Source organism: Enterobacter asburiae (assembly GCF_001521715.1).
Taxonomy (GTDB): Bacteria; Pseudomonadota; Gammaproteobacteria; order Enterobacterales; family Enterobacteriaceae; genus Enterobacter; species Enterobacter asburiae.
Genome location: NZ_CP011863.1, coordinates 1,882,076 through 1,894,646, shown reverse-complemented (window position 1 = coordinate 1,894,646; position 12,571 = coordinate 1,882,076). Strand labels below are relative to the sequence as shown.

Sequence of the window (12,571 nt, the reverse complement as noted above, 5' to 3'; positions counted from 1 at the left end):
AACGGGCCTTACGGCCCGTTTTTTTATCCTGAAACCTTGACGCTCGCAGCGGCTGCTTTCGCTCTCGCCACGGCGTCGTCAACGTTATCCCCGGTGGCTAATGCCACGCCAAGACGGCGGGTTCCGTCGATCTCCGGCTTGCCGAACAGACGTACCTGCAATCCTGCACCCACCGCCCCGTCGACGTTATCAAACGTGACGTTCTGGCTGGTTAGCTGCGGCAGGATCACCGCCGAGGCGGCCGGGCCATACTGACGAATACCGCCGACGGGCAGGCCGAGGAACGCGCGTACGTGCAGGGCGAACTCGGAGAGATCCTGCGAAATTAGCGTGACCATGCCGGTATCATGTGGGCGAGGGGAGACTTCGCTGAAAATCACCTCATCACCGCACACAAACAGCTCCACGCCGAACAGGCCATAGCCGCCCAGCGCCAGGACGGTTTTACGGGCGATATCCTGAGCACGCTCCAGCGCCAGGGCGCTCATCTGCTGCGGCTGCCAGGACTCGCGGTAATCGCCATCCTCCTGACGGTGGCCAATCGGGTCGCAGAAATGGACGCCGTCAACGGCGCTGACGGTCAGAAGGGTGATTTCGAAATCAAACTTCACGACGCCTTCGACGATTACGCGACCGGCTCCGGCACGGCCGCCCTGCTGGGCATAATCCCACGCGTTATCCAGAGTGCCGCTGTCGCGAATAAAGCTCTGCCCTTTTCCGGAGGAGCTCATCACCGGCTTAACGATGCACGGGTAGCCAATCTCCTCGACGGCCTGCAGGAACGCGGCCTTATCGCCAGCAAAACGGTAGCTCGAGGTGGGCAATCCCAGCTCTTCCGCCGCCAGGCGACGAATGCCTTCGCGGTTCATGGTCAGCTTTGCGGCTTTCGCACAGGGCACCACGCGCTGGCCTTCCTGCTCCAGGGCGATCAGCGTATCGGTGGCGATGGCCTCAATTTCCGGCACGACAAAATCGGGTTTTTCGCGCGTAATCAGTTCGCGAAGGGCATCGCCATCCAGCATGTTAATCACATAAGAACGATGGGCGACGTGCATGGCGGGTGCGTCAGCGTAACGGTCTACGGCAATGACTTCCACACCTAAACGCTGGCACTCAATGGCGACCTCTTTTCCCAGCTCGCCCGATCCCAACAGCATCACTCGCGTCGCCGCAGGTCGCAGCGCAGTTCCTAAACGAATCATAACAATCCCCCTGAAAAAGTTGCGCGCAGTATAAACGAAAACGTTTGCTTCTGTCTTGTGCACGGCTACAGGAGGGGGCAGAAATTTGCGCATCTTTAGCCCGACCAGACGTTTCCTGACGCCCGCTCGCTTACGCTGTGAAACATGTTCACCGTTAAGTGAGGGAAACCATGTCTGGCTGGTTAAATCAACTGCAATCCCTGTTAGGGCAGAAAACATCCGCTGGAGAGCGGGACCTCAGCAAACTGCTGGTATCCGGGGCGCTCGGCGGGCTGGCAGGCCTGCTGGTCGCGAATAAATCCTCACGCAAGCTGCTGGCAAAGTATGGTACAGGCGCGCTGCTGGCTGGCGGCGGCGCCATCGCGGGCACCGTGCTGTGGAATAAATACAAGGACAGGGTACGGACCGCGCACAGCGATGAACCGCATTACGGCGAGCACACCTCGCCGCTGGATCTTCGTACCGAACGGCTCATTCTTGCGCTGGTTTTTGCCGCGAAAAGCGACGGGCATATTGACGATAAAGAACGATCGGCGATCGAGCAGCAGCTGCGCGAGGCTGGTGTTGAAGAGAAGGGAAGAGCGCTGGTGGCGCAGGCGATAGAACAGCCGCTTGAGCCGCAGCGTCTTGCGCAGAGTGTGAAAAATGAGGAAGAGGCGCTGGAGCTCTATTTCCTCAGCTGCGCCGCTATCGATATCGATCATTTTATGGAGCGCAGCTACCTTAACGCTCTGGGCGATGCGCTAAAGATCCCTCAGGACGTGCGCGAGGGTATTGAGCGGGATATCCGGGAGCAAAAACAGGCGTTACAGGGCTAGCCGTCGCCGTCGCGACGCTGTTTCGCTTGCATCATGCGTGGGTTTTGCCAACCTTATAGGGTGTAAAACTTAAAAGAATGATGACATGCCACCGAAAGCCCGACGTACTCCTTATGCGATCACCACGCATGGCGATACGCGTATAGACAACTATTACTGGCTGCGGGACGATTCTCGCTCCCGGCCAGAGGTACTCGACTACCTGCACGAGGAAAACGACTATGGCCGCAAGGTCATGTCCAGCCAGCAGACGCTTCAGGACCAGCTGCTGAATGAAATGGTGCAGCGTATTCCTCAGCGCGATATCTCCGCGCCCTGGACCAAAAACGGCTATCGCTATCGCCATATCTACGAGCCCGGCAATGAGTATCCCATCTACCAGCGTCAGTCGGTGTTAAGCGCCGAATGGGATGAGTGGGATATTCTGCTGGATGCCAACCAGCGCGCCGCCCACAGCGAGTTTTATACCCTGGGCGGCATGTCCATTTCGCCTGACAACGCGGTGATGGCGCTGGCGGAGGATTATCTCTCCCGTCGCCAGTACGGCCTGCGGTTTCGCAATCTGGAGACCGGCAACTGGTATCCGGAAATGCTGGAAAACGTCTCCCCGGATTTTGTCTGGGCGAATGATTCCGAGACGGTTTACTACGTCAAAAAGCACGCATCGACGCTGCTGCCTTACCAGGTGTGGCGACATACCGTGGGAACAGACTCCGCTGACGACGAGCTGGTTTATGAAGAGAAAGACGAAACGTTCTATGTCAGCCTGCATAAAACTTCCTCACGCCACTATGTGATTATCTTCCTTGCCAGCGCGACGACGTCGGAAGTTCTGCTGCTGGATGCCGAACTGCCGGACGCCCAGCCGCTCTGTTTCCTGCCGCGCCGCAAGGATCACGAGTACAGCCTGGATCACTTCCAGCACAGCTTTTATTTGCGCTCCAATCGCGAGGGCAAAAACTTTGGTCTCTATAAAACCAAAGTACGCGATGAGCGGAAGTGGGAGGTGCTTATCCCCGCGCGGGATCAGGTGATGCTCGAAGGATTCACCCTGTTTACCGACTGGCTGGTGGTGGAAGAGCGTCTGCGCGGGCTGACCAGTATCCGGCAGATCAACCGTAAAACCCGGGAAGTGGTGGGGATTGCGTTCGACGACCCGGCCTACGTGACGTGGATTGGTTTCAACCCTGAACCCGAATCGTCGCGGTTGCGCTACGGCTACTCTTCCATGACCACGCCGGACACCCTGTTTGAGCTGGATATGGACACCGGGCAGCGCCAGGTGATTAAACAGACCGAGGTAAAAGGGTTTGAGTCCGAAAACTACCGCAGCGAGCACCTGTGGGTCACCGCCCGTGATGGCGTGGAGGTGCCGGTCTCTCTCGTTTACCATCGGGCTCATTTCCAGAAAGGCAAAAACCCGATCCTGGTGTACGGCTACGGCTCGTATGGCTCGAGCATGGACGCCGATTTCAGCAGCAGCCGGTTAAGCCTGCTCGATCGCGGTTTTGTTTTCGCCATCGCCCATATTCGCGGCGGCGGTGAGCTGGGCCAGAACTGGTATGAAGACGGGAAATTCCTGAAAAAGAAAAACACCTTCAATGATTACCTCGACGTCTGCGATGCGCTGATTGAGCAGGGATACGGCGATCCGCAGCTCTGCTTTGGGATGGGGGGCAGCGCGGGCGGCATGCTGATGGGGGCGGCGATCAACCAGCGTCCCGACCGTTTTAAGGGGATTGTCGCGCAGGTTCCGTTTGTCGATGTGGTCACGACCATGCTCGATGAATCCATTCCTCTTACCACCGGGGAGTTTGAGGAGTGGGGGAATCCGCAGGATGAGATGTACTACCGCTATATGAAAGAGTACAGCCCGTACGATAACGTTGAGGCGAAAGCCTACCCGCATATGCTGGTCACCACCGGTTTGCATGATTCTCAGGTGCAATACTGGGAGCCGGCAAAATGGGTGGCAAAGCTGCGGGAGCTGAAAACCGATGACAATCTGCTGCTGCTGTGTACCGATATGGATTCCGGACACGGAGGGAAATCGGGACGGTTTAAATCGTACGAAGGGGTTGCTCTGGAATATGCCTTTTTAATAGGCCTGGCGCAGGAAACTTTGCCAGGCCGTGCAGAGCGTTAAGCGTCGCCCAGATAATGTTTCAGCGTTAAGCGCAGTTCCGGGCTCATTCTGTCGAGGTTGTTATACAGCCAGCGCAAATAGCCCGGGTCTTTATCCGCCACCTCGGACACCGGCTTCCCGCGATATTTACCAAAGGTAAACGTGGTCAGCAGCGCGGGACGTCCGGTGATAGTCGCCATGTCATCCGGCGTCCAGCCAGAGATATTCATAATATCAATCAGCAGCGCGGCGGTGATATAGCAGTCATACAGGGCGCGGTGATGGTGAAGCCCCTCAGGGGTACGTACGCTGAGCTTGCGGGACTTGTACAGCGCCATATTGCTGTATTTAATCCCCGGCCAGAGACGACGCGCCAGCTTCATGGTGCAAATCCATTCCCCCGGCATCTCAGGTAACACCCGGCGGTCAAAGCTGGCGTTATGCGCGACGTACCACGGGCTACCGTAGTAGTGCGGAATGATCTCTTCGATCCACGGCTTGTCCGCCACCATCGATTCGGTAATGCGATGGATAGCCATCGCCTGGGGGCTGATGGGGCGATCGGGACGCACCAGATGGCTCATGGGGTTGACGATTTTACCGTCAACCACGTCGACAGAGGCCACTTCCACTATTCCGCCCTGAAGATCGCAAGTTTCGGTATCGATGACGCGCAGCATTGAAAACTCCTGAGCTTAAAACGCCTAGCCTAAAGGAATGATATCGCCTTGCCAACCCTCTCCGCCGAGCGTGCCGGTCACCAGAAGCTCGCCCTTATCCGCGCGCACGACCAGCTGGCCTTTTTCATCCCACAGCGCGCTGCCGCCGCAGGCGTTCGCCATCAGCACCGCAATGGCATATTTATGCGCGAAGCGCTGCAGGTTACTGATGGACTGCCGCCAGCGATGATCCCCCACCGACTGGCAGCTGGTAACAAGCGTTGCCCGGGGATCGAGATTGGGGGAATCGGGATGTGCATCAAGGATGCTAAGGTGTTTATCTCCCGGCACCAGGCTCGCTCCGCGCCCTTGCGGATAGCGCAAAATGCGATGGCGAGCGGGCGAAAACAGCACGAGGCCTTTCTGGCGCTGGCCATTCTGTTCCAGGGGGAGCCCGGCAATAACGGTAATCTGGTGTAGATGTGCCGCGTTAAGCAGCGGTTCCAGCTGCGCGTCATCGGGCGGGGGAGGTAACGTCGGCGCGCCAGAGCACGTTAATGAGAGTTCTGGGAAAACCAGCAGATCGCACCGCTGCCGTGCTGCTTCGGCGATGAAGCGCAGGTGGTGCGTAACATGGTCATCTACAGTCTGATGCAGCCCGCCATACTGGGCTGCCGCTATATTCCAATGTGACATCGTGACTTCCTTATACACTGAGTCGCAGAGATTTAAGAATACACCCAAAATAATAGGGTTTTCTTATCCTGCCAGATTCCGCGTAAGGAAGTGTAACGACTCGTTAAGCTTATTTAACTTTAGGCTCGTACGGTAAACGGGAGAGATTGACCGAGGCAAGACGGTGGGCGATGAGTCTTTCGCGAAACCAGTCGCGCAGATGGGCGGGCTGTTCCCGTTCCACGACTTCAGCCACGATGGGCATGTTGTAACGCTCTTTAAACGCGACGCCAGCGGCAGCGAGATCGACATTCACTTTATCCATTTCGTCCTGCGGAAGGGCGGCCAGATTGATCTTCATTACCTTCTCCTTTTTATGCGGCGGCAACGTTACCGCGATTGCACGATGATGACAAGCGTAGGCAGGATGATCCTCGACTCGTTTATTATACAGCGTTATTCTTTAGCATACAGACATAACAAAAAGGAATGATTGGATGGGTTTCTCCGCTTCCCGCGCAGTATGCGCACTGGTTATTGTGGCCTCGACAATGATGACGCCCTCCGTGCTTGCACATGCGCATCTTAACCAGCAGCTCCCGGCAGCAGACAGCGTGGTGACCGCACCGCAGGCACTTACGCTGAATTTTTCGGAAGGCATCGAACCTGGTTTTAGCGGTGTGGTGGTAACGGATGCGCAAAACCAGGTCATCAAAACGGGAACCGCTACGCGCGACGAAAAGAACAAAGCTCAGCTTACCGTGCCGCTGGAACAAACGCTGGCATCAGGGACTTACCAGGTGGACTGGCATGTTGTCTCCGTGGACGGCCATAAAACCAAAGGCAGCTATCACTTTAGCGTGAAATAGCATGCTGGCGCTGTGTTATATCGGGCTACGCTTTATCCATTTCGGGGCGCTGATGCTGGTGTTTGGCAATGCGCTTTACAGCGTCTGGTTTGCGCCTTCGTCTCTCCACCGTCTGCTGTCCCGGCGTTTTCAGTCGCAGCAGAAAGTGGCGGCATTAGTGAGCCTGGCGGCTGAGGTCCTGATGTTTGTGCTGCAGGGCGGATTGATGGGCAACGGCTGGGGAGATGTGTTTGCGCCACAGGTATGGTTCAGCGTGATGGGAACCCGGTTTGGCGGCGTCTGGCTGTGGCAAATGATCCTCGCTGCGATAACGGTCAGTGCCGCATGGCTCGCGCCGCTGAAAGGTTCGCGTCTGCTGCTGCTCGCAATGGGCCAGCTTATCCTGCTGGCTGGGGTAGGTCACGCGGCGATGAACGACGGTCCGATGGGGGCGCTGCAGCGTCTTAATTATGCTTTTCACCTGATCTGTGCCGCCACCTGGCTTGGCGGATTACTGCCCCTGCTGTTCTGCATGCGACTGGCGAAAGGGCGCTGGCAGAATGCCGCCATTTTTACCATGATGCGCTTCTCGCGCGTGGGGCATTACGCCGTTGCGGGCGTGCTGCTATCCGGGGTGATAAATGCACTCATGATACTGGGCCTCGATATTCCCTGGCAGGCTGGCTACGTGCAGTTTTTGTTGTTCAAATGTGCGCTGGTGGCGTTGATGGTGGTAATTGCGCTGGCAAATCGGTATTTTCTGGTGCCACGGTTTCGTCCAGAGACCGGGCGAGCACAACAGATTTTTATCAGGATGACACAGGCAGAAGTGGTGCTGGGAGCGCTGGTGCTGGCAACGGTCAGTCTGTTTGCCACCTGGGAACCCTTCTGACAAGGTTAAATATCATATGAAAAAGACAGTACTTTCTCTTTTATTGCTGGCCTGTACGGGGAGCGCGTTTGCCGCACCGCAGGTCATCACCGTGAGCCGTTTCGAAGTGGGTAAGGACAAATGGGCGTTCAATCGCGAAGAGGTGATGCTGACCTGCCGTCCGGGCCATGCGCTGTATGCCATCAATCCGAGCACGCTGGTGCAATACCCGCTGAATGATACCGCAGAGCAGCAGGTAGCCAGCGGCAAGAGCAGCGGCCAGCCGATTAGCATTATTCAAATCGATGACCCGTCGCATCCGGGACAAAAAATGAGTCTGGCACCGTTTATCGAGCGCGCCGACAAGCTCTGCTAACGTTCGGGTTTCCAATAAAAAACCGCAGATGCTTGCGAAAGCACTGCGGTTTTTCACTTTTAATGATGCTCTGGCGCTTTTTTTCCGGCCGCTTTAGCTGTGGACTGGAAAACCTGGCGTCGTCATCTATTCTTAAAAGGCAAGGCGACTTAGCCTGCATTAATGCCAACTTTTAGCGCACGGCTCTCTCCCAAGAGCCATTTCCCTGGACCGAATACAGGAATCGTATTCGGTCTCTTTTTATCTACGTTCTATTTCAGTCACTTACGGCGCTCCGTCCGAAAATGTCCTAAAATTGTCCGAACTTCAATATCCGGCATTTCTCGTTATACCACACCGTTTTTAACATTCACAATTCATTTACACGCTAATTTTTAAATCATCATGAATTCTTTTTTTCTGCTGTCCAGGTACTTCGTTGTCATTTTTTCTGACTTGTGACCGAACAGCCGTTGAACAAACTCCTTTCCTAACTCCTTCTCGTACATCCTCCCCGACAGGCTTCGGATCTCATGAAATGAAGGTGGTCTGTCAGTAAACTCCAGTCCGGAAAAATTCCTCGCTTTCACAAAACCTTTCGTCAGGCTATCCAGATTTATACTGCCGTCTTCGCTGTTTTTGCGGATCCCCGGGCTTATCAAAAAATCGCACCGGCTAACCAGGCGGCAGCGGTCGATCACGGTCGATAGCCGCAGGCCTGATACTTTCAGCGTCAGTGATAAGGGTATGGCCAGACAGGCCCCGGTCTTCTGCTGCTCGACGTATAGTCGATCGTCTCTGATGTCGGTGAAGCGCATCCGGGCGACGTCTTCGCGCCGCTGGGCGGTGACCAGCGCCAAATCCATCGCCAGGCCAAACCATGCCGGCATGCGTTCAGCACCAGCACGCACGGCCACAAACATTTCGTACTCGAGGCGTTCGCGCTGAACCTCAATCTTCGGTGCGCGGGTAGGGGTGACCGGATTCACGTCAACACGCCCCTCAACTACCGCTTCGCGGAAAACGTCAGACAATACTGAGCGCATGGTGCCCGCCATTGTAGTTTTGCCGCACGCCGTCCAGCGTTCAAGAAATTCAGCAACATCCCGCGTTGTTATGCTGGCAAGTATCATCGGGCCGAAATGCTCACCAATAGTTGCCAACTGCCCGGCGCGAACCTTATACGTATTTGCAGCCAGCTTGCGGCGCTGAAGAATGACTTCGTACCGATCTATCCAGTTAGCCATTGTGTACTCGTTGGTGCCTTTCAACTGCTCGAGCAGGGCGATCGGAGTGTAATTTTTTTCGATGTAGTGGTTTGCTTCAATGGCCTGGGCTATCGCATCCCTGCGAGAAATCTTGCCCAGGGGAATTTCTTTTCCGTCGATTGGATTACGCCAGGCATAAGTTTTCCGGGTTTTACGGTAGGTCAGATTTTTTGGCAGATTTGCATCATACTTTTCCGGCCTCGCCATCGATAATCCTCTCTATCAATCGCCCTTTTAACGGGTATCTGCTCTGATTTGTGTTAACTGTCTTACAGTATTTGTTAGGCCTGATAAAAATGGCATCGGGCCTGACTTTGTACTCTGTTCCCTCTTTTTCCGGAGGCGGGTAAATATTACCGTTGCGCGCCCATTTTCTGAGGGTTCCTATCTGCGGAGGCTCTTCATAGCGTTCTTCCGCCCAGCGCTCGAGTGATAAAAGTTTCATATGCACCTCGATAGCCAGCTGCGATCATACGTGCGGCAGCTGGCAGATATTGAATCTCACGAATCAGTTAACCCCGGAAGACGGCGAAGATGTCGGGCACCGATCATGGCCGTCGCAACATAGCTGCGGCTCCTGTTCACGATCTCCACAGTCACCTTCTGCCCGCTTACACGCACCGTGTAAATTGTCTGGGTGTAACGACATCCGTGTTCGCCAAATTTCTCAACATGGCATTTAAGCGCGGCGGCACAAGCTGGCCCGCCGATGCTGTCTTTCGCGCTGCGATTAATCAGACGCATTGATAAAATTCCTTACCAGCGCTGATTCCATCCTTCTGATGCAGTCACGTATTCTCGTCATCTGGACTTCAGGGAACTGGCTTCGGCCCATTTCATCCAGCACGCTGACAAGATGGTGATCTTGTGCCTTGGCGGCCAGAACGCGAGCGCATGCACGTAGCGATTCACCAATACGGCGTTTTTCTATGGCTGCAAACGCGCGGCACAGCTCCAGAGTTACCAGCGTGTCCGGGAATTCTGCATACCTGGTATTGGCGATGACTTCCTTTGCTTTACTCACTCTGCAACCTCCTGCTGACTGATCACGCTGCGGGCAAGCCCGGCGGCCATTGCCGGTAAATCGTCATACTGATTGCAATATGCCGGGTTGGAACATAAGCCCTGCAGCGCTGCAATGGTCAGCTGTTGCAGGTAGGTAACAGACGAAAGCGGCGCGTTTGTTTCAGGTGCAGGTTCGGGCTTGGTTTTCGGCTTTGCATTAACGGCCGGTGGATCGAGCACGACAGATTTTGGTGGTGCCGGGCGGCGGTATTCCACGATTGCATCAAGCGCTATTTTCTGGCGAACGCTGATATCGTCAGACCAGCTATCCAGCATGGTGGTTGCCACGTCGTGGATCTCCTCGTCGGAGAACTCAGGAGACAGGCAAAATTCTGTGGTGGTGATATCGGCCATTAGCAGTGGAATAACATCAGAAACGAGCTGGCCGGTGCCTGCCACCACATCTTCTGCTTCTTCTTTCCCCATGATGTTGGTGCGTCCAGAAATAAGGTCATTAAGCGCATGCAAAATCGCAAAGTCGCGATCATTTGGTGCAGGTGGTACTTCCTGTTTTTCGACCTCATTTGAGGGGGAATTATTAATCAGTGCATCAACAGAGAAGACTCCGCCGCCCAGGTTCTCCACCCGTGGTTGGTCAATCGCTTGCTCTTCTGGTGCCGGGCTCTGAGCGAATGCCTCGTTGAGTTCTTTGTTGAGTTGCGCAGCTTTGCCAGGGCAAACTGCTGGTGGCAGAGCTTCGCCCGGTACAGTCGATTCGGTTTCATCATTTTCTTTTTTCTCAACATTAGTGCGAGGTTTAGGGCGGCAGGCTATATCAACCGTTTTCTGGTCAGGGTTCGCATGGTCACGTTCAACCAGCTCGCGATTGATGTATTCACGCAAGGCAACAGGGTCCATCCAAATGTCCTCCGGAGCGGATTTAATGAGGGCGATAATGGCCGCACGGGAATAATCCAGAATGCCTGGGGTGCTGCGCAGTTTTTTCCACCACGCTGTGAAACGGGTGTCCTGTTCTGCTTCGGCCATGGCTTTCGCTGGAATCATGTATTTATTCGGGATCCAGTAAATGTCGATCTCGTCGTACATGCTCAGAATGGCAACAGCCACTTCGATACGCAGCGTAGAGAGGTTATGAACCAGATCCGGACTACGGTCTGTCTTGTTACCACCGCCCAGCGTGGAGCCGGTGTCTGTACGGTTTTCTTGAGAGTTAGTGCTGTCAGCCAGAGGTCGCTTATCAACTGGGGTATCGATCCATTTAGCGATCTGCTTTTTGATGTCCGGCCACTGTGCAGAGTCTTTTGTATTTTCACGTATCCATGCGAGCAGCTGCTCCTGCCGTTCCGGAGCCAGCGCCAGCGCGCGGGTCTCTTTCGCCAGTGCTTCTGCAAGCTCGCGGGCAAAGCTGGGTTCATCATCATTCTTCAGATCGACAATCTGGCCGTACTGCGCTGTAGTGATTCCAGGGACCGGGCCGAACAGTGCCAGGCAAGCTGCACGGGATGCCACGTCGAGCTGCGCGACAGTTTTAATTTCTTCCACTGCCTTGTTGTCATCCCATTCCGTCTTTTCTTCAGATTCTGGCTGTGGTGCCGCAGCTGGTTCACCTGCATTCACATTCCAGATAGCCACGGTATCGAAAAATTCAGAGGAGAAAATATCAAGTTCAGGGCAGGGTAAACCTTCACGGTGTTCCCAGATTTTCACTTTAAAATAATCATCAATATGTTCAGGGTGTTGGGCCGCCAGCTTGCCAAGAATAACAGCTTCGGCGATGGCTTTCGTAGCCGCATTCACAGCAGTAGCAAGCGGTTTTAAATCTGGGTATTTTTTCAATGCTTTATCTTTTGGGAAATAAGCACCGCCGAAAACTTTCAATTCAACAGACATAAGGACCTCGATTAATATTTTGAAAATGAATTTGAACGAATTGTTTTGCGAGTAACACGCTTAATACTTTTTAACGCGTTACGTCGATCTCTTTTTTCATTGCATTGCTCACATAAATAAATCGTCCGCTTAAAGGGGTATATGTCTGTTTTCCTTTCGTGCATTTCCGATTTTTCATATTTGTGGCAGCAAACAGCGCAATGACAAATGATGTCAGTCATATCAGTTCAGATACTGGCGCTTGTGGTCGTAAAAAGACATGCCACAAGCGTTCTGCGCTTCTGCGAAGTTCACAGACAGCAAGCTAATGTGCTTAACAGCACAAACCGGACAATGAAATTCACCGAGCACGTAGCCACCGTCAAGCACAACGGTTACAGGGCCTGAGGATGGCAAATGAACCACGCCTGAAATAGCACCATTAATATTAAAGGTGGCAATTTCTTTATTTACGATAACGAGATTCAGCTCAACGGTTGTAACGCTTACTTTCATTTTGAACTCCTTGGTTCAGGGTGTGAAAATCCCTGCCTTTTAAGGCATTGGTTTTTAAACAGGAAAAAATTAAATTGCTTTTAAATTATTACGCCATTCCTGATGCGGTTGGCGATGCACAACAAAATTTCTGTATTTCCGTAATACTTTCCATGCTGCATGACATCCGGCAATATCTCGAAGAAATACTGAAGTGACGAGTTTTCCCTGTGCCCAGGCAATTTGTTGTTCCGGTGTTAATTGTGTCTTATCCATATATGAACACTCCACTATAAAACCTGATTTAAAAAGGGTGGTGTATACGTGGACCACGGGAAACGCATATACCACCAAGAACTA

16 protein-coding genes are annotated in these 12,571 nt (G+C 53.9%); 5 read left to right on the top strand and 11 right to left on the bottom strand.

The genetic code is table 11. The annotated features are described in order from the left end of the window. Positions 1-23: 23 nt before the first annotated feature. Positions 24-1,202 (bottom strand): formate-dependent phosphoribosylglycinamide formyltransferase, encoded by a 1,179-nt coding sequence (gene purT, locus ACJ69_RS09330; RefSeq protein ID WP_054829621.1) that lies wholly within the window; start codon positions 1,200-1,202, stop codon positions 24-26. 170 nt (positions 1,203-1,372) lie between these two features. On the opposite strand from purT, the gene ACJ69_RS09325 reads away from it, so the two are divergent. Together ACJ69_RS09325 and ptrB are read left to right on the top strand one after the other, a co-directional pair. Continuing rightward, complete coding sequence (locus ACJ69_RS09325; protein WP_059346947.1) at positions 1,373-2,020, top strand: tellurite resistance TerB family protein; 648 nt, start codon at positions 1,373-1,375, stop codon at positions 2,018-2,020. 85 nt (positions 2,021-2,105) lie between these two features. Further along, positions 2,106-4,166 (top strand): oligopeptidase B, encoded by a 2,061-nt coding sequence (gene ptrB, locus ACJ69_RS09320; RefSeq protein ID WP_054829620.1) that lies wholly within the window; start codon positions 2,106-2,108, stop codon positions 4,164-4,166. Here the strand turns inward: ptrB and exoX are convergent. The 3 genes from exoX to ACJ69_RS09305 all read right to left on the bottom strand — a co-directional run bounded on the left by exoX (position 4,163) and on the right by ACJ69_RS09305 (position 5,840). Then, positions 4,163-4,825, bottom strand: a complete 663-nt coding sequence (gene exoX / locus ACJ69_RS09315; RefSeq protein WP_010432611.1) for an exodeoxyribonuclease X — start codon at positions 4,823-4,825, stop codon at positions 4,163-4,165. The two genes, ptrB and exoX, sit on opposite strands and share 4 nt — an antisense overlap. A gap of 24 nt (positions 4,826-4,849) precedes the next feature. Next, positions 4,850-5,500, bottom strand: coding sequence for a carbon-nitrogen hydrolase family protein (locus ACJ69_RS09310; protein WP_059346946.1), 651 nt, complete (start codon positions 5,498-5,500; stop codon positions 4,850-4,852). 109 nt (positions 5,501-5,609) lie between these two features. Further along, a complete protein-coding gene (locus tag ACJ69_RS09305) occupies positions 5,610-5,840 on the bottom strand; it encodes a DNA polymerase III subunit theta (protein WP_013096102.1) in 231 nt (76 codons plus the stop codon). A gap of 136 nt (positions 5,841-5,976) precedes the next feature. On the opposite strand from ACJ69_RS09305, the gene yobA reads away from it, so the two are divergent. From yobA to ACJ69_RS09290, 3 genes are read left to right on the top strand one after another with little or no spacing between them, the layout of a single operon-like run. After that, a complete protein-coding gene (yobA, locus tag ACJ69_RS09300; protein ID WP_054829619.1) occupies positions 5,977-6,348 on the top strand; it encodes a CopC domain-containing protein YobA in 372 nt (123 codons plus the stop codon). A 1-nt stretch (position 6,349) separates the two neighbouring features. Continuing rightward, the gene (copD, locus tag ACJ69_RS09295) at positions 6,350-7,219 is read left to right on the top strand and encodes a copper homeostasis membrane protein CopD (protein WP_059346945.1); all 870 of its coding nucleotides are present in this window, start codon (positions 6,350-6,352) and stop codon (positions 7,217-7,219) included. A gap of 16 nt (positions 7,220-7,235) precedes the next feature. After that, the gene (locus ACJ69_RS09290; protein ID WP_045404471.1) at positions 7,236-7,574 is read left to right on the top strand and encodes a YebY family protein; all 339 of its coding nucleotides are present in this window, start codon (positions 7,236-7,238) and stop codon (positions 7,572-7,574) included. Between the two features lie 374 nt (positions 7,575-7,948). On the opposite strand, the gene ACJ69_RS09285 is transcribed toward ACJ69_RS09290, so the two are convergent. The 7 genes from ACJ69_RS09285 to ACJ69_RS25220 form a co-directional block, all read right to left on the bottom strand. Then, entirely contained in the window at positions 7,949-9,028 is a 1,080-nt protein-coding gene (locus ACJ69_RS09285) for a tyrosine-type recombinase/integrase (RefSeq protein WP_059346944.1), read from the bottom strand. Next, entirely contained in the window at positions 9,006-9,266 is a 261-nt protein-coding gene (locus ACJ69_RS09280) for an excisionase (protein ID WP_054829630.1), read from the bottom strand. The genes ACJ69_RS09285 and ACJ69_RS09280 overlap by 23 nt, the downstream gene beginning before the upstream one ends. 56 nt (positions 9,267-9,322) lie before the next feature. Beyond that, the gene (locus ACJ69_RS09275; RefSeq protein WP_054829618.1) at positions 9,323-9,565 is read right to left on the bottom strand and encodes a DUF4060 family protein; all 243 of its coding nucleotides are present in this window, start codon (positions 9,563-9,565) and stop codon (positions 9,323-9,325) included. Then, a complete protein-coding gene (locus ACJ69_RS09270) occupies positions 9,552-9,845 on the bottom strand; it encodes a DUF7740 domain-containing protein (protein WP_054829617.1) in 294 nt (97 codons plus the stop codon). The genes ACJ69_RS09275 and ACJ69_RS09270 overlap by 14 nt, the downstream gene beginning before the upstream one ends. Further along, positions 9,842-11,737, bottom strand: a complete 1,896-nt coding sequence (locus tag ACJ69_RS09265; RefSeq protein ID WP_059346943.1) for an exonuclease family protein — start codon at positions 11,735-11,737, stop codon at positions 9,842-9,844. Before ACJ69_RS09265 ends, ACJ69_RS09270 begins: the two co-directional genes overlap by 4 nt. Positions 11,738-11,959: 222 nt before the next feature. After that, positions 11,960-12,232, bottom strand: a complete 273-nt coding sequence (locus ACJ69_RS09260; RefSeq protein ID WP_059346942.1) for a hypothetical protein — start codon at positions 12,230-12,232, stop codon at positions 11,960-11,962. A 69-nt stretch (positions 12,233-12,301) separates the two neighbouring features. After that, a complete protein-coding gene (locus ACJ69_RS25220; protein ID WP_153251268.1) occupies positions 12,302-12,487 on the bottom strand; it encodes a hypothetical protein in 186 nt (61 codons plus the stop codon). Positions 12,488-12,571: the final 84 nt, after the last annotated feature.